Origin of the sequence: Pseudomonas sp. BJa5, assembly GCF_030272875.2 — a bacterium.
GTDB lineage: Bacteria > Pseudomonadota > Gammaproteobacteria > Pseudomonadales > Pseudomonadaceae > Aquipseudomonas.
Genome location: NZ_JALRNG020000019.1, coordinates 1 through 17,160, shown reverse-complemented (window position 1 = coordinate 17,160; position 17,160 = coordinate 1). Strand labels below are relative to the sequence as shown.

12 protein-coding genes are annotated in these 17,160 nt (G+C 63.4%); 2 read left to right on the top strand and 10 right to left on the bottom strand.

From position 1 onward, the window contains the following. Position 1: 1 nt before the first annotated feature. Positions 2–1,177, bottom strand: coding sequence for an O-antigen ligase (locus M2D63_RS12930; protein ID WP_285863316.1), 1,176 nt, complete (start codon positions 1,175–1,177; stop codon positions 2–4). A gap of 100 nt (positions 1,178–1,277) precedes the next feature. On the opposite strand from M2D63_RS12930, the gene M2D63_RS12925 reads away from it, so the two are divergent. Further along, entirely contained in the window at positions 1,278–1,880 is a 603-nt protein-coding gene (locus M2D63_RS12925; RefSeq protein ID WP_285863315.1) for a toluene tolerance protein, read from the top strand. Between the two features lie 5 nt (positions 1,881–1,885). Here M2D63_RS12925 and M2D63_RS12920 read toward each other — a convergent pair whose 3' ends face one another. The 9 genes from M2D63_RS12920 to putP all read right to left on the bottom strand — a co-directional run bounded on the left by M2D63_RS12920 (position 1,886) and on the right by putP (position 12,729). Further along, the gene (locus M2D63_RS12920; protein ID WP_285863314.1) at positions 1,886–2,980 is read right to left on the bottom strand and encodes a glycosyltransferase family 4 protein; all 1,095 of its coding nucleotides are present in this window, start codon (positions 2,978–2,980) and stop codon (positions 1,886–1,888) included. Positions 2,981–3,028: 48 nt separating this feature from the next. After that, a complete protein-coding gene (locus tag M2D63_RS12915; protein WP_285863313.1) occupies positions 3,029–3,802 on the bottom strand; it encodes a glycosyltransferase family 2 protein in 774 nt (257 codons plus the stop codon). A gap of 64 nt (positions 3,803–3,866) precedes the next feature. After that, entirely contained in the window at positions 3,867–4,823 is a 957-nt protein-coding gene (locus tag M2D63_RS12910) for a glycosyltransferase (protein WP_285863312.1), read from the bottom strand. Between the two features lie 47 nt (positions 4,824–4,870). Beyond that, positions 4,871–6,268, bottom strand: coding sequence for a PIG-L deacetylase family protein (locus M2D63_RS12905; RefSeq protein ID WP_285863311.1), 1,398 nt, complete (start codon positions 6,266–6,268; stop codon positions 4,871–4,873). Then, positions 6,265–7,161: an antimicrobial resistance protein Mig-14 gene (locus M2D63_RS12900; RefSeq protein WP_285863310.1), complete on the bottom strand. Its 897-nt coding sequence runs from the start codon at positions 7,159–7,161 to the stop codon at positions 6,265–6,267. The genes M2D63_RS12905 and M2D63_RS12900 overlap by 4 nt, the downstream gene beginning before the upstream one ends. Then, a complete protein-coding gene (locus tag M2D63_RS12895) occupies positions 7,161–8,291 on the bottom strand; it encodes a glycosyltransferase (RefSeq protein WP_285863309.1) in 1,131 nt (376 codons plus the stop codon). The genes M2D63_RS12900 and M2D63_RS12895 overlap by 1 nt, the downstream gene beginning before the upstream one ends. After that, positions 8,275–10,032 carry a carbamoyltransferase gene (locus tag M2D63_RS12890; RefSeq protein WP_285863308.1) on the bottom strand — a complete coding sequence of 586 codons (1,758 nt, stop codon included), beginning with the start codon at positions 10,030–10,032 and terminating at the stop codon, positions 8,275–8,277. The genes M2D63_RS12895 and M2D63_RS12890 overlap by 17 nt, the downstream gene beginning before the upstream one ends. A gap of 161 nt (positions 10,033–10,193) precedes the next feature. Beyond that, entirely contained in the window at positions 10,194–11,030 is an 837-nt protein-coding gene (locus tag M2D63_RS12885; protein ID WP_285863307.1) for a 23S rRNA (adenine(2030)-N(6))-methyltransferase RlmJ, read from the bottom strand. A 214-nt stretch (positions 11,031–11,244) separates the two neighbouring features. Next, positions 11,245–12,729: a sodium/proline symporter PutP gene (gene putP, locus M2D63_RS12880; RefSeq protein WP_285863306.1), complete on the bottom strand. Its 1,485-nt coding sequence runs from the start codon at positions 12,727–12,729 to the stop codon at positions 11,245–11,247. Positions 12,730–13,083: 354 nt separating this feature from the next. On the opposite strand from putP, the gene putA reads away from it, so the two are divergent. Then, positions 13,084–17,037, top strand: a complete 3,954-nt coding sequence (gene putA / locus M2D63_RS12875) for a trifunctional transcriptional regulator/proline dehydrogenase/L-glutamate gamma-semialdehyde dehydrogenase (protein ID WP_285863305.1) — start codon at positions 13,084–13,086, stop codon at positions 17,035–17,037. Positions 17,038–17,160 lie beyond the last annotated feature (123 nt).

Sequence of the window (17,160 nt, the reverse complement as noted above, 5' to 3'; positions counted from 1 at the left end):
TTCAGATTGAACCGGAAATTTTATCACAGCCCGGTCGAGGGGCACGCACACAGACCAACGCCAGGGCCAGGCCGATCGGCAACCAGCTGATGAACCACTCGGCCCGCGGGGTGCCGGTCAGGCTCGCGGCATCGAATTGCATGGCCAGGGTGGAAAACAGCCACAAGCCCATCAGGCCTTTGCCCAGGGCCGTTGAGCGGGCGCGCCAGATTTCACGCAGCACGCACAGCCAGACACCTAGCCAGAGCAACATGCCGGGGATGCCCAGCTCGATGGCGATGTGGGTGAACATGTTATGGGTGTGGTCGAACACCTGCCCGGCCGCCTGGATCTGGTAGAACGAGCCCAGGCCAAGGCCTGTCCAGGGGTGCAGGGCAATCATCTGCACGGCAGACTCGAAAATCTCGGGGCGGTAGGACGCGCCGCGGGAAATGACCAATGCATACATCGTCAGCATCCCGGCCAAGGCAACGAGGATTGCCGCGATGGCGATGAGGCGACTTCTGCGGTCACGGCACCAGATGGGCATGGCGACCATGGAAATCAGCACGGCCAGGGCGGCCCCCCGGCTTTGGCAAAGCGCCAGGAAGGCGCCCAGGCACAGCAGCGACAACACCCACAGCAGCTGCAACCAACGCTGTTGCGGCGGCCAGTGCAGCATCCAGACCATGGCGGCGCCGATCACATAAGCGCCCAGGATCGGGTGGGAAATCTCGCCAATGCCACTGAGCCTGATCTCCAGCGGCACCCCCAGCACACCATAGAAGTGAATGATCGAATACAGCGCCGCAACACCCAGGCCAACGCCTCCGGCCTGCAGGAGCTGGATCAGGCGTTCTCCGCCCGCACCGGCGAGCAAGGGGAAAAACAGCAGGAACACACTGATGTACAACAGCCGCTTGAGCTCGCGCCCGGGTTCCTCGACCGCAGCCCAGGCAAGACTCAGGGCCGACCAGGCGAGCAGGACCAGCAAGGAAAGGCACAAGGCACGCCGGGAGCGCCAGGCATCGGCCAGCACATTACGCGCGGACCAGATCAGCACCAGCGTAGGCAACCACAGGAACGCCACCAGCCCCTGCTGGTAGACCTTGTTGCTCGGCGCCAGGGCGATCGCCACCAGAAACCACAAAAAGCCCACTGCCAGCCAGATTTGCGCCCAGCTCCTTGTGTACATCATGCGTATCCCCATCGATTGAACAACTCCGGCATGGTGCATCTGTAAACTTTTCGGCATTATGGCCGGTCCTTTCGCTCGCCCGTTGACAAGGCCCTCATCCATGCAATGTTCCAGGCTTCCCCAGGTCGATCTCAACCAGCTCATCCTTGGCGCCAGAATTCTGGAGGCCGACAGCTATGGCGCTAAAGTGTACCTGCTAAAGGATGGCAACATCCTCAAGCTCTTCAGGCGTAAGCGCTTAATTTCATCTGCGCTGCTGCGACCGTACTCGCAACGCTTCATCGATAACGTGGCGCAGCTGGAAAAAAAAGGAATTCCTACGCTTAAAGTCTTGAAGTACTACAAGCTGGAAGCGCCCGGAATGACGGCAGTGCTGTATCGGCCACTGCCCGGCGAAACATTAAGCCAATTGTCACGCAAGGAAGGCTTCAGCTGGCAGGAGCGACTGCCACAGCTGGTGGCGCTGGTGCGCAGGCTGCACGGGGCGGGGATCTACTTCCGCTCGCTGCATCTGGGCAACATTGTCGTCACCCCGGAACAGGAGATGGGCCTGATTGACGTGGCCGACATGCGCTTCATGCGCGCGCCGCTTTCACCACGCATGGTTCGTCGCAACGTGCAACACTTTGCCCGTTACATTGCCCGGGAACGGCTCGAAGACCAGTTCCCGCTTGCCGAACTGGAACGTGCCTTGTTGAGCTGAGGCCCTCAAAGGCCGCTCAACAGGTCACTCGAGGTCTGGCTGAAGCGCTGCCAGACCCGTTCTGGCGCCAGCGCCTGGTATTGCGCCCTGGCTACCTGGGCGGCATCGCTTTCCACGCTACCGATAATTGCCTGGCCCCAGGCCGTAACATCGCCGACGGCAGCATAGCGGCCGGCATCACCCAACTGCTCCTGGAACACCGACAAGTCACTGCAGAGCACCGGCACGTCGGCCATGACCGCCTCCTGCAGCACCAGGCCCAACCCTTCTGACAATGAAGGGATCACCACCCAGTCGAACGCCCGGTAGAGCTGGGCCATGCCATTGCAATGACCCTGCATGGAAACCGCCTGCTCCAGCCCCAGTGCCTTGATTCGCGTCTCGAGCACTGAGCGCTGGTTACCTTCGCCCAGTATGACCAGGTGCAGATCCGGACGCTGCTGGCGAGCCAGGGCAAAGGCATCGATCAGGTAATCGAAGCCCTTGCTGTCGACCAGACGCCCCACCGCGCCCAGCACCGGACCAGCCTGCGATGGCAAACCAAGGGCCTGCCGGGCCTGATCCCGCCCAAGCAATGTGCGGCGAAAACTTTCCGGCTCCAGGGCCGAACGCAGCACCTGGACCGGCATTCCCAGGTCTTGCTCCAGGGTGGCGGCCAAGGTCTGGGAGACGGCCACGAGGGTCACCTGAGAGGACTGAAAACTGCGCAGCAAGGCGATGTCACCACGGTGCAGGCGGGTCTTGCCATGGAACACGATCGCAGCCCGCACATCCGGCAACTGTCGCAGGACCGGCAGGACCAACCTCGACACTCCAAGGCCGTCGAGCAGCACCATCTGGGTCCCGGCCTGCTTCAGCGCCTGGCGAAAGCGCCCGCGCATCCACGGATGCAACAGCTTCCAGACATGCCGGCCCTTGAGCAGGCGCTGGGACAGTTGCCACTCGCGGGTCGCCCCGTCGCTGCAACAGGAGCCCTGCCCTTGCAGCAACCAGCTGCTGACCGAAGCACCGGCTTCAGCCTGGGAGAGAATTTGCTGGTGCACCTTGTGCACCGACACATACGGCGCGCCACCCGCCCACATGATGTTGACGATATTCACGGGGTAGCACCCCCTGTATCGGGCCGAATGAAGAGCACACAGGTCAAATCAATGCGCGAAGAATCCAACACCTGCCCCCAATACGACTCCGATCACCATAATCACAGCCAGCTTGACCCTGTCGCGTTGACGACGCCGAGCCTTGCGCTGGCGCTCTTCGGGCAAGCTTACATGTGAGCCGAAGCCAGTGTGCAGTACCGCATCGCCCTCGAGGGTGACCGCGGTGAGGTTCAACTCGGCATAGCGTCTTGACAGTGCCTTTTCACCAGCATAGGCGGCAAATGGGGCACAGCGTTGATAATCGCTCAAGCGACGCAATCCCGGGTTCAACGAAAAGCTCTGCCACTCCGGCTTGTCCGAAAGCAGTGGATAACAAGGGACAGCCGCGATGACCTGACGTTCCCCCAGATGGATGTAAGGGCTGTGAATCTTCAGGTCATGGGCATAACTGCGCAGCCAGACCTGGAGCAGGTGCGGGCTGACCTCGAGAATGCTGCGGGAGTCTTCGACGAACCCTGGCCGATAGAACTCCCAGTCGTCCTCGCAGTGGAAAACATAAGGTGTTTTCACCTGGCCATAGGCAAGGTCGATCGACGCCAGTTGCCCCAGCTTGGGACGATTGACGAACACCGTGCAATGCGCCTTCCAATGCTCGGGAATGACCGCATGAACGGCATCATCCCCTGAATCCTCGGTAATGAAGACCTCGCGGATCGGTGCAGTATTGAAACGATCGAAGCTCTCGAGCGTAAGCTTGAGCAGGTCGAAACGCCCGCAACTGGTAACCACCAGGGTTACATCACTGTCATCACTGAATCGCACCGGATTCCCTCCCCATCTTCTGTATTCGGTTGTTCGAGACCACATCCCTTGTGGGACAGCCGGCTCATATGCCCAGTCTCAAACGCAAACGCTGCCAGCCGGTCAAGGCGGGACGGGGACGCAGAGGTGGCTGCATTTTTTCAACGATGCTACGACCTACCTGGGCGAAGCTGAACTGCGAGACCGCCAGGTCCCGGCCATTGCTGCCAATACGCTCGACCAGCGCAGGGTCGGCACGCAGCACCTTCAACTTCTCTTGCAAGCGGGCAATGCTGTCATACAGCACCACGTTGTGCATGTCTTTCAGACCCAGGGCGCGATTCTCCGCCTCACCCTGGTCAAAAGCCAGCAAGACGCAGCCACAGGCCATCGCCTCGAAATTCTTGATCATGTATTCGCCCATGCCGACGTCGGCACTGACAAAGAAGCGAATACGGTTGAGCGTGTCACAGTATTCTTCACCGGACTTGGTCCGGGTCACCAGCAGGTTTTCCACCTGCGCCAGCTCATCGAGCAAAGCCTTGCGCCCGCTATAGGCGACGCTGTTGGTACTGCCGACGAAGGCCAGTTCGATATCCCGCTCCCGGCCCTGGTCGGCCAGCAACTGCTGGTCATAGCCCTTGGGCACGAACTCGGCGTCGAAACCTTCCTGGCGCAGCCGTTCGCTGACCATGAAGCCGGAGCTGATCACCCGCGCCCAGGGCAACTGACGGTAATGCGCACTGAACTTGCCGGTGTACTTGCACGGGATGTAGTTCTGGTAGGCATCGTGTTCGAGAATGACCAGGTTGGGCACGGTGCGAATGAAGCCGACCTGGCGGATCTCTTGTTTGAAGCGCAGGAAAAACACGATCCGGTCGTACTTTTCGACCTCGACCTCGCGGCGGAAATAGCTGCGCAGGTTGCGCTGGTCGGCGCTGGTCAGCCAGCGCAGATCGCACTCGCAGTGGGCCGCAACACCGTCATAGAGACGATCGAGGATGGCCCGTTGTTCTTTCTGCACCAGAAATAGGACTTTCATTGTCTTCCTTGCGGCGCTTGCCTGGCCGCTTACAGTCTCGGCGCGGATCAGAGATCCCGGCGCCAGAACAATTCATGTCGACGCACAGCCTTGCGGAAAAACTCGTTTTCGCCATAAGGCGAAGCGCGCCGTCCGGCCAGCCAGCGTTGCAGCAGGCGGCGCATTCGCCGCTTGAACGGCGCCGGCGGTTGCAAGTCATGCATCATGCCCAGGGCCATGGCCTTGTCGCGTTGGGTCGGTAGATCCAGCGTCAGGCTGTAGGGGAGCCAGCCCTGCCCGGCCTCCAGTTGCGGCGGCAAGGCAACACCGGTGCCACTGTCACCCATGGGCCAGCGATCGTTGTCGTGCAGGTGATTGGCATACCCCAGCAGGGTTTGCGGCTGCCACGCCAGGCCCTGCAGGGCTTCAAGCACAGCAGCCTGGGCACAGATATGGTCCGGGTGCGGATCGAGTGTCGGGTGCGGCATCACCAGCACCTGGGGACGCGCCTTGAGCAGCAGTTCACGCAGGTCGGCCAGCAGGTTGTTCCAGGTCGGCGCGCCGTCGGTGTCGCCCGGCAGAACGAACGGGTTGAACTGGCGGAACAGGCGGGTATCGGCCATTTCGGCTTCCCGGGAGCCGATCGCTTGATCCGGCGCAGCCTGCATGGCCGGCAACTGCAGGCAGAAATAACCCAGTTGCACACAATGGGCCTCTGGAACACCGGCCCAGCGTGGCACGGCAATACTGTCCCAGGCGCGCAGGCGACCCTTGAGGCGAGCCGCTTCGGCTTTTTCCAGCCCCATCTGCTGGTAATGCTCGGCCTCGATTTCGCCGGCGGTCAGGGTGACCACCCAGGTTTCCGTAGCCTGGCTGTAGAGCCCGAACGCCGCCAGCTCGGCATCGTCGGCATGGGGAGCGATGACCATCACCCGCTGCTGGCGCAGGTCGCTGCCGGGCACTACCCAGAGCTGGCCGTCAGCGGCCGGGCGACAAAAACGGCCCCGCAGGCGCAGGCGCCCGGCAGCCAGCGCTTGCGCCTGGCCGGTCAGGTTCAGGTAGCGGACCCCGGCAACACCGCGCTCGAAGGTCTGGCAGTCGTCGCCCAGCAGCACCGCGGGGTCGAGAAAACGTCCCAGCCAGCCGCTTTTCAGGCGCAGTTGCAGGATCAGGGTTTCGTCGCCGGCAAGCTGCAAAGGCGCTTGCGCCTGCACCACACCCTCGATGAGCTTTACCGGCTGCGCCTGGCAGCCTTCGGGAAAGCGGTACTGGTAGTCTTCGCCGGGCGAATAGAACAGATGGTCGGCAAACCAGGCTTCATGGGCCACCCACAGCAGCGGCAGCAGCACCAGCGGCAGCCACCACTGGACGAAAATGCCCAACCCCAGCAGCACGACCAGGCCGAGCAGCAACCCCAGCCGCTTGTTGCGCCGGTGCCGCTTGAGCAGCTGCTGTTTGCGGCTCACACCTGAAACACCGGCACAGGGTTGCACCACCGATCCTTGTATTCGCGATCGGCACGACCGAAGGAGAAGCGCAGCGGCTTGTTCAGCGCACGGGCATCCTCCCAGGCCGCCTGGGTATTGAGGAAGCTCAACACGCTACCGGGGCTGAATGCCTTGGTTTGCGGGTCAACGCCGCCGTTGATGTACTCGACGCTGATCCACTGCGGCGCCTCGACCCGATACACCAACTGGATGGCGATCGGCGCATCCTCGAGAAACAGCACCGAACCGATCAGCAGGCTGCGCAGGCGCTCGAGCACCTCGGCCATACGCTCGGCTCCGGTTGCCGGAAATTCCCAACGACGCTTGAACAGATCACAGTAGATCGCCGCGAGTTCAGCGCTGGTGAAATCCGTGACCGGACGCACCTGCCCCCCTGCCTCTTCGAGCAGGCGCAGCTCGCGACGCTGGTTGTAGCGAAACTTCTTCGACAGGTCCTCGGGCGTACGCGCCATGGCCAGCGACTCGGCCTGCTGCTTGAGGTTGGCGAAGCGCCCCTGGTTGAGCTCGGACAAGTAGCGACCGGCGTGGCGCAACGGGGCCTGGGCATCGACAGCGGCAGGCAGGATGAACTCGGCATTGCCCAGGTCATACAGTCCCTTCTTGCCCTGGCGCTTGAGCACCTCCTTGGACAGCGCCAGGTAGCGCCCCCAGGTCGGTATCGCCGCCTTGAGCTCGCCGTCCTGCGTCCAGCCCAGGTAACGCACCGGGATCTGTGCAAGGTCGGCCAACTGTTCGACCACCAGCGGGTGAGTGGCGACACTGCCGCCGAAACGCTGCCAGGCCTGGGCATAGGTGGCGGCATCGATCACGGTCCAGCCGCGCTCGCGCCAGCCTTGAAGATGATTGAGCATCAGGCCTCCGCTGTCAGGGCGCGAACGTGCGGCAGCTGCCAGAAGGCCTCGCGCACGGCGACATCGGAGAAACGCTCGTGCAGGCGCATGAGCATGCGCTCGGCACAGACCTCGCGCTGCCCCTGGTCGAGTGCGGCCAGGTGCTGCAGCCCCTGCCCCAGACGCTCGGCATCGCCCAGCGGGAACAGGATGCCGACACCCTCGACCACCTCGATGGCGCCACCACAGGCCGTGGCCATCAGCGGCACGCCGGCAACCATGGCCTCGAGCAGGACCATGCCGAACGGCTCGTGATCGGAGCTCAGGGCAAAGGCGTCGAAGGCACGAAAGTAGCGACGGGCATCCGGTACCTGGCCGAGGAAATCCACCTGCCCGGCAATCCCGAGCTCGGCGGCCTGGGCCTTGAGCGCCTGTTCCAGGCGCCCCTTGCCGAGGATCGCCAGACGCGCACCGGCCGGCAACTGTGGCAGTGCCTGGGCAAAGCCGCGCAGCAGGGTGGCCTGGTCCTTGTCCGGGTGCAGACGACCGACGTTGCCGACGATCCACGCCTGCGGATCCAGGCCCAGGACCTGGCGCGCCTCGGCGGCAGGCACCTGGATGGCCTGCAGGGCCTCGATGTCGATACGGTTGTAGAGGGTCTGGATACGCTCGGCGGGCCATTTGACCAGGCACTTGCGCATGTCGTCGCGCACTGCGTCGGACACCCCGAGCAGGCTCAGGCGCTGGCGAAACAGGTTGGCGAACAACTGGCGACTGCCGCGCTTGTAGTCATCGAAGGCATGGTGCACACCGATCACCGGCAGGCGGCTGCCGAGCAAGGCGATGTAGATCGGCTTGAAGCGGTGGGCGATGCAGAAGCTGAAATCGCGCGTGGCGACGATCCGTCGCAAGGCGCGGATCGCCCCCAGCTTGAGGCCACGGATGGCCTTGGAGCTGAATTCCAGGAACAGCACTTCATCGGAGGCGCAGCCGGCCGCCACCTGCGGGTCGGCGGCACCGGTCAGGAACACCGTGGTGACCTTGTAACCGCTGCCGCTGAACAGGCTGGCGTACTGTCGCGCACAGTCCAGGAACGGACCGTCATAGCCGTGACAGAACTGCAGGACGCGTTTTTCAGCCCTGGACGTCATAGGTGTCCGCGCCATCCTTGACCACCAGGATGTCTTCCATGATCAGGTACTGCAGGTCCGAACCGAAGAACATGTTCAGGGCGTCGGTCGGCGAGCAGATCATCGGCTCACCACGGCGGTTGAGCGAGGTGTTGAGCGATACGCCGTTGCCGGTCAGCTCTTCGAGCGCCTTCATCATGTCGTAGTAGCGCGGGTTGTACTCGCGCTTGAGCACCTGGGCCCGGGAAGTACCGTCTTCGTGGACGACTTCCGGCACGCGGGTCTTCCACTCCTCGGCCACTTCGAAGGTGAAGGTCATGAACGGCGCCGGATGATCGATCTTGATCATCTGCGGGGCGACGGTGTCGAGCATCGACGGGCAGAAAGGCCTCCAGCGCTCGCGGAACTTGATCTGGTGGTTGATGCGGTCGGCAACGCCAGGAACGCTCGGGCAACCGATGATCGAACGACCGCCCAGCGCGCGCGGACCGAACTCCATGCGCCCCTGGAACCAGGCCACCGGGTTGCCGTCGACCATGATCTTGGCGATCTGCTGCGGCATGTTCTCGAGCTTGCGCCATTTCGGCTGGCTCGGGTGACGGGCACAGGCGGCGATCACGTCCTCGTTGGAGTACGCAGGGCCGAGGTAGACGTGTTCCATCTTCTCGACCGGCACGCCACGGGCATGGGACACATAGGCTGCCGCACCGACCGCGGTGCCGGCATCGCCGGAAGCCGGCTGGACGAACAGTTCCTTGAGATCGGGGCGGGCAATGATCTTCTGGTTGAGCTTGACGTTCAGCGCGCAACCGCCGGCGAAGGCCAGCTTGCCGGTTTCCTTGAGGATGTCGCCCAGGTAGTGGTCGATCATCTGCAGGGCGATCTTCTCGAACAGCGCCTGCATGCTGGCCGCGTAGTGGATGTACGGCTCGTCGGCGATGTCGCCTTCACGCTTGGGACCCAGCCACTCGATCAGCTTCGGCGAGAAATAGAAACCCTTGCCTTTTTCCTTGTAGCGGCGCAGGCCGATAACGTTGGCGTACTCGGTGTTGATCACCAGTTCGCCGTTCTCGAAGCTGGCCAGGCGCGAGAAATCATATTTGCTGGCATCGCCGTAAGGCGCCATGCCCATGACCTTGAACTCGCCGTCGAGCATCTCGAAGCCGAGGAACTCGGTGATCGCGCCATACAGGCCGCCGAGGGAGTCCGGGTCGAAGAACTCCTTGATCTTGTGGATCTTGCCGTTTTCGCCGTAGCCGAAGAAGGTCGTGGCGTACTCGCCCTTGCCGTCGATACCGAGGATCGCGGTTTTTTCCTTGAAACCCGAGCAGTGGTAGGCACTGGACGCGTGGGCCAGGTGGTGCTCGACCGGCTCAATCTTGACCTTTTTCGGGTCGAAGCCCAGTTGCTCCAGGCACCAGACAATCTTCTTGCGGTAGCGCTTGTAGCGACGGTTGCCCATCAGGATCGCGTCGAGGGCGCGGTCCGGGGCGTACCAGTAGCGCTTGGCGTAGTGCCAGCGCGCCTTGCCGAACAGGCTGATCGGGGCGAACGGGATAGCCACCACGTCTACGTCGGACGGCTTGATACCAGCCTGTTCCAGGCAGAACTTCGCCGATTCGTAGGGCATGCGGTTCTTTGCATGTTTATCGCGCACGAAGCGCTCTTCTTCAGCGGCGGCAATCAGTTTGCCGTCGATGTACAGGGCCGCGGAAGGATCATGGCTAAGGGCGCCGGACAGGCCAAGAATCGTCAATGCCAAGGGTCTAGCCTCTTCAAACTGTAGATATGCGCCCTGGCCCCTTGGGGCGAGCGATAAAGAAAGAGCGGGATTATAACGTAAAGTGTAGGAGCGGGCTTGCCCCGCGATGCGATGTGACTGACAGCTCGCAATCGCGGGGCAAGCCCGCTCCTACACCCGCGTTATTCGGCGATCAGCCAGTCCATCCGCCAGCTACCCTGGGTCTGCGCCAGCACCTGAGACAGCCACGGCAACAGCTCGCGCAGTTCCTCTTCCAGCCCCCATGGCGGGTTGGCGATGGCCAGGCCCGAGCCATTGAGGCCCTGCGGACTGTCCTGGGGATGCACATACAGCTCCACCCGCAGCAACTTCGGCGCACCGGTGCTGGTCAGGTCCTGATAGAAACGCACCAGCTGGCGCTGATCCTTGATCGGATACCAGATCGCCGCGACCGTCTGGCGCATGCGGCCGATAGCCTCTTTCATCGCCAGGCTGCAGCGCTTGAGCTCGTCAGCCTGCTCGAAGGGCGGATCGATCAGCATCACCGCACGTTTCTCCTGCACCGGCAGCAGCGCCCGCGGCACGTGCCAGCCTTCGCCCAGGTGCACGGCGACCCGCGGGTCTTTTTTCATGTTGTCCTTGAGCAGGCGACCGTCTTCCGGATGCTTCTCGTTCAACAGCACGCGATCCTGCTGGCGGGCCAGGCGGCGTGCCAGTTCCGGCGAACCCGGGTAGTAGCGCAGCTCACCATCGGGGTTCATCTTGCGCAGGATGCGCAGGTAGTCGGCGGTAACCTCTGGCAGGTCATCGCGCCCCCAGAGCCGCCCCACACCCTCCAGCCACTCGCCGGTACGGGTCGCCTGGTCGCCCTGCAGGTCGTACAGGCCGAGGCCGGCATGGGTATCGATATAGGCGAACGGCTGTTCCTTGCGCGACATCAGCGCAATGAGGCGGGTCAACACGAGGTGTTTGAAGACGTCGGCGTGGTTGCCGGCGTGGAAGGCGTGACGATAGTTCATGGCAACTCCTGCAAGACCGTGCAGTTTACCTTGTCGAGCCAGCTCCGTCCTCTGCTCTTGAAACGCGGACCACCTGTAGCAGCGGGCTTGCCCCGCGATGCGATATGGCAGCGGGATCGCGGGGCAAGCCCGCTCCTACAGGCCACCCCTAAAACGACAACGGCCCGACCTCTTGTGGAGGTCGGGCCGTTGTCAGGCGTTACTCAGCAGTCGATCAATGACCGACCTTGAACGCCTGGTCTGCTGCTTCGAAGCGCGAAACCATGGCAGCCGAGGGGCTGCCAGCCTTGCTGACGAAGTAGATGGCCAGGGCGCCGAGGATGAAGCCCGGGATGATCTCGTAGAGGCCCCAGATGGCGAAGTGTTTCCACACCACCACGGTGATTGCACCGACCAGGATACCGGCCAGCGCACCATTACGGGTCATGCCTTTCCACAGTACCGAGATCAGTACAACCGGACCGAAGGCAGCGCCGAAGCCGGCCCAGGCATAGCTGACCAGACCCAGTACGCGGTTTTCCGGATTGGACGCGATCAGGATCGCCACCACGGCAACCAGCAGCACCATGGCGCGACCGACCCAGACCAGCTCCAGCTGCGAGGCACCCTTGCGCAGGAAGGTCTTGTAGAAGTCCTCGGTCAGGGCGCTGGAGCACACCAGCAGCTGGCAGCTCAGGGTACTCATGACCGCCGCCAGGATGGCGGACAGCAGGACACCGGCGATCCATGGGTTGAACAGGATCTTGGCCAGCTCGATGAACACACGCTCGTGGTTCTCGGTGACGGGACCGGCAACGTCAGGATGCGCCGAGAAGTAGGCGATACCGAAGAAGCCGACGGCGCAGGTGCCGACCAGGCACAGGATCATCCAGGTCATGGAGATGCGGCGAGCGTTGGCGATCGACTTGACCGAGTCGGCAGCCATGAAGCGCGCCAGGATGTGCGGCTGGCCGAAATAGCCCAGGCCCCAGCCCATCAGCGAGATGATGCCGATGAAGGTGGTGCCCTTGAGCATGTCGAAGTTGCCTGCATCCTTCAGCTCGATGGCGGCGAAGGTGGTATCGACGCCACCGGTGGCGATCAGCACGATCACCGGGGTCAGGATCAGGGCGAAGATCATCAGGGTCGCCTGGACGGTATCGGTCCAGCTGACGGCCAGGAAACCACCGACGAAGGTGTAGGCGATGGTCGCGGCCGCGCCAGCCCACAGCGCTGTCTCATAGGACATGCCGAAGGTGCTTTCGAACAGGCGGGCACCGGCGACGATGCCGGAGGCGCAATAGATGGTGAAGAACACCAGGATGACCACGGCGGAGATGATTCGCAGCAGGCCGCTCTTGTCTTCGAAGCGGCTGGAGAAGTAGTCCGGCAGGGTCAGGGCATCACCGTTGTGCTCGGTCTGCACGCGCAGACGGCCGGCAACGAACAGCCAGTTCAGGTAGGCACCGACGATCAGGCCGATGGCGATCCAGCTTTCCGACAGGCCCGACATATAGATGGCGCCCGGCAGGCCCATCAGCAGCCAGCCGCTCATGTCCGAGGCACCGGCCGACAGTGCGGTCACGACGCTGCCGAGGCTGCGGCCACCGAGGATGTAGTCGGAGAGGTTGTTGGTGGAGCGATAGGCCATGAAGCCGATCAGCACCATAGCCGCGATGTAGATCACGAACGTGATCAAGGTTGGATTGCTTACACTCATTGTTGCGCCCTGGCGTTTGTTTTTATGTAGCGACAGCCTCAGAGGAGGTTGCACCCAGGCCGCGAATGCTATGCAACAACGCAAAGAAGGTGCAACCAGTTTTTTCATTCAAGTTGCACCTCGTCGGATTTTTTGCGTAACAGCAGGTTTTTGCTCCTTTTGGGAGCAAGGACCCCCTGTTTTCAGAACAAAACGCACCGGAAACAGCCATTTTTGCTGTGGGGTTTTACCCGCCGGACGAGTAGCACTTTTTTCCTGCACTTTTTGGGTTGCACTAGGTTGCACCCGAATTCGCGCACGGCTAATCTTGGCGCCAGCTTAAGCCACAGCCTGTGGCAATAATGAGGATAAGAAATGGCGACGACCACCCTTGGGGTCAAACTTGACGACCCGACCCGTGAGCGACTCAAGGCAGCTGCGCAGTCCATCGACCGCACGCCGCACTGGTTGATCAAGCAGGCAATCTTCAATTACCTGGAAAAGCTCGAGGGTGGCGCCACCCTGACCGAACTCAACGGTCAGCCTTTCAGCAATGGCGACGAAGCCGGTGAAGTGCCGGGCGACCATGCCCACCAGTGCTTCCTCGAATTCGCCGAAAGCATCCTGCCGCAGTCGGTCCTGCGCTCGGCCATCACTGCCGCCTACCGTCGCCCTGAGCAGGAAGTGGTGCCAATGCTTCTGGAGCAGGCGCGCCTGCCAGCCGCCATGGCCGAAGCCACCAACAAGCTGGCCGCCGGCATCGCGGAAAAACTGCGCAACCAGAAGAGCGCTGGCGGCCGTGCCGGCATCGTTCAGGGCCTGCTGCAGGAATTCTCCCTGTCGTCCCAGGAAGGCGTGGCACTGATGTGCCTGGCCGAGGCGCTGCTGCGCATCCCCGACAAAGGCACCCGCGATGCCCTGATCCGCGACAAGATCAGCACCGGCAACTGGCAGCCGCACCTGGGCAACAGCCCGTCGCTGTTCGTCAACGCCGCCACCTGGGGCCTGCTGCTGACCGGCAAGCTGGTCTCGACCCACAACGAATCCGGCCTGACCTCCTCGCTTAGCCGCATCATCGGCAAGAGCGGCGAGCCGATGATCCGCAAGGGCGTCGACATGGCCATGCGCCTGATGGGCGAGCAGTTCGTCACCGGTGAAACCATTGCCGAAGCCCTGGCCAACGCGAGCAAGTTCGAAGCCAAGGGCTTCCGCTACTCCTACGACATGCTCGGCGAAGCCGCACTGACCGAGCACGACGCACAGAAATACCTGGCCTCCTACGAGCAGGCGATCCACTCGATCGGCAAGGCTTCCCACGGCCGTGGCATCTATGAAGGCCCGGGCATCTCGATCAAGCTGTCCGCGCTGCACCCGCGCTACAGCCGCGCCCAGTACGAGCGGGTGATGGCAGAACTGTACCCGCGCCTGCTGTCGCTGACCCTGCTGGCCAAGCAGTACGACATCGGCCTGAACATCGACGCCGAGGAAGCCGACCGCCTGGAGCTGTCGCTGGACCTGCTCGAGCGCCTGTGCTTCGAGCCACAGCTGACCGGCTGGAACGGCATCGGTTTCGTCATCCAGGCCTACCAGAAGCGCTGCCCGTACGTCATTGACTACGTCATCGACCTGGCTCGCCGCAGCCGCCATCGCCTGATGATCCGCCTGGTGAAAGGCGCCTACTGGGACAGCGAAATCAAGCGCGCCCAGGTCGAAGGCCTGGAAGGCTACCCGGTCTACACCCGCAAGGTGTACACCGACGTGTCCTACATCGCCTGCGCCCGCAAGCTGCTCTCGGTGCCGGAAGTCATCTACCCGCAGTTCGCCACCCACAACGCCCACACCCTGTCGGCCATCTACCATATCGCCGGTCAGAACTACTACCCGGGCCAGTACGAGTTCCAGTGCCTGCACGGCATGGGCGAGCCCCTGTACGAGCAAGTGGTGGGCAAGGTTGCCGATGGCAAGCTGAACCGTCCGTGCCGCGTCTACGCCCCGGTCGGTACCCATGAAACCCTGCTGGCCTACCTGGTTCGCCGCCTGCTGGAAAACGGCGCCAACACCTCGTTCGTCAACCGCATCGCCGACCAGTCGATCTCGATCCAGGAGCTGGTGGCCGACCCGGTCGCGACCATCGAGCGCATGGCCACCCAGGAAGGCAGCTGCGGCCTGCCGCACCCGCGCATTCCAATGCCACGCGACCTCTACGGTAGCGAGCGCGCCAACTCGGCGGGCATCGACATGGCCAACGAACATCGCCTGGCGTCGCTGTCCTGCGCCCTGCTGGCCACCGCGCACAACGACTGGAAAGCCGCGCCGATGCTCGGTTGCGCCGCCAGCAACGAAGCGGCCGCGCCGGTATTGAACCCGGCCGATCACCGTGACGTGGTCGGTCACGTCCAGGAAGCCACCGTTGCCGACGTCGACAGCGCCATCCAGTGCGCCCTCAAGGCCGCGCCGATCTGGCAGGCCACCCCGCCGGCCGAACGCGCTGCGATCCTGGAGCGTGCCGCCGACCTGATGGAAGCCGAGATCCAGCCGCTGATGGGCCTGCTGGCCCGCGAAGCCGGCAAGACCTACGCCAACGCCATCGCCGAAGTCCGCGAAGCCGTCGACTTCCTGCGCTACTACGCAGTGCAGGCACGCAACGACTTCAGCAACGACGCCCACCGCCCACTGGGCCCGGTGGTGTGCATCAGCCCGTGGAACTTCCCGCTGGCGATCTTCAGTGGCCAGGTGGCCGCTGCCCTGGCCGCCGGCAACCCGGTACTGGCCAAGCCTGCCGAACAGACCCCGCTGGTCGCGGCCCAGGCCGTACGCCTGCTGCTCGAAGCCGGCATCCCTGAAGGCGTGGTGCAACTGCTGCCAGGCCGCGGTGAAACCGTCGGCGCCCGCCTGGTCGGCGACGACCGGGTCAAAGGCGTGATGTTCACCGGCTCCACCGAAGTGGCGCGCCTGCTGCAGCGCAACATCGCCGGTCGCCTGGATGCCCAGGGCCGTCCGATCCCGCTGATCGCCGAAACCGGCGGCCAGAACGCGATGATCGTCGACTCCTCGGCACTCACCGAACAAGTGGTCATCGACGTGGTGTCCTCGGCCTTCGACAGCGCCGGCCAGCGTTGCTCGGCCCTGCGTGTACTGTGCCTGCAGGAAGACTCCGCCGACCGCGTGATCGAAATGCTCAAGGGCGCCATGGCCGAAAGCCGCCTGGGCAACCCGGAGCGCCTGGCCGTGGACATCGGCCCGGTGATCGACGCCGAAGCCAAGGCTGGCATCGACAAGCACATCCAGGGCATGCGCGACAAAGGCCGCACCGTGTACCAGGTGGCCATCGCCGACGGCGAGGAAGTCAAGCGCGGCACTTTCGTCATGCCGACCCTGATCGAACTGGAAAGCTTCGACGAGCTGCAACGCGAGATCTTCGGCCCGGTACTGCACGTGGTGCGCTACAACCGCAAGAACCTCGACCAGCTGATCGAGCAGATCAACGCCTCCGGCTATGGCCTGACCCTGGGTGTGCACACCCGGATCGACGAGACCATCGCCAAGGTCATCGACAACGTCAACGCCGGTAACGTCTACGTCAACCGCAACATCGTCGGTGCCGTGGTCGGCGTCCAGCCGTTCGGTGGTGAAGGCCTGTCCGGCACCGGCCCGAAAGCTGGCGGCCCGCTGTACCTGTATCGCCTGCTGTCGACCCGCCCGGCCGATGCCATCGAACAATCGTTCCAGCGTACCGACGGCGACAACGCACCGGACACCCGCCTGCGTGACAGCCTGACCAAGCCACTGCAGGCCCTCAAGTCCTGGGCGGCGAGCAACCAGCTGAACGAACTGGGCAGCCTCTGCGACCAGTTCGCCCGTCAGTCGCAGAGCGGTATCAGCCGCCAGCTGGCAGGCCCGACCGGCGAGCGCAACAGCTACACCATCCTGCCACGCGAGCACGTGCTGTGCCTGGCCGAGGTCGAAGCCGACCTGCTGACCCAACTGGCTGCGGCACTGGCCGTGGGCAGCCTGGCGGTATGGCCGGAAGGCGAACTGACCCGCACCCTGCGCAGCCGCCTGCCGAAGGACGTGCAAGCGCGCATCCAGCTGGTGAGCGACTGGACCAAGGACGAGGTAGTCTTCGATGCAGTCCTGCATCACGGCCACTCCGACCAGCTGCGCGCCGTGTGCGAGCAGGTGGCCAAGCGTGCCGGCGCCATCGTCGGCGTCCACGGCCTGTCCTCGGGCGAGACCTCCATTGCCCTGGAGCGCCTGGTGATCGAGCGCGCGTTGAGCGTCAACACTGCGGCGGCGGGTGGTAACGCGAGCTTGATGACGATCGGCTGATAGCCCACGTCGGACTTATCGCGGGGCAAGCCCGCGCCGACCGGTTGGGGCGGGCGTGCCCCGCGGTGCGGTTTGCCCCGGATGGCCGTGGTGGCACGGCGGCCGATGCCGCCGCGCACGGGC

Bases quoted from the DNA above. Each gene is read 5' to 3' on its own strand.
- M2D63_RS12930 (WP_285863316.1), bottom strand. From the start codon at position 1,177: ATGATGTACACAAGGAGCTGGGCGCAAATCTGGCTGGCAGTGGGCTTT.
- M2D63_RS12925 (WP_285863315.1), top strand. From the start codon at position 1,278: ATGCAATGTTCCAGGCTTCCCCAGGTCGATCTCAACCAGCTCATCCTT.
- M2D63_RS12910 (WP_285863312.1), bottom strand. From the start codon at position 4,823: ATGAAAGTCCTATTTCTGGTGCAGAAAGAACAACGGGCCATCCTCGAT.
- M2D63_RS12900 (WP_285863310.1), bottom strand. From the start codon at position 7,161: ATGCTCAATCATCTTCAAGGCTGGCGCGAGCGCGGCTGGACCGTGATC.
- M2D63_RS12895 (WP_285863309.1), bottom strand. From the start codon at position 8,291: ATGACGTCCAGGGCTGAAAAACGCGTCCTGCAGTTCTGTCACGGCTAT.
- M2D63_RS12885 (WP_285863307.1), bottom strand. From the start codon at position 11,030: ATGAACTATCGTCACGCCTTCCACGCCGGCAACCACGCCGACGTCTTC.
- putP (WP_285863306.1), bottom strand. From the start codon at position 12,729: ATGAGTGTAAGCAATCCAACCTTGATCACGTTCGTGATCTACATCGCG.
- putA (WP_285863305.1), top strand. From the start codon at position 13,084: ATGGCGACGACCACCCTTGGGGTCAAACTTGACGACCCGACCCGTGAG.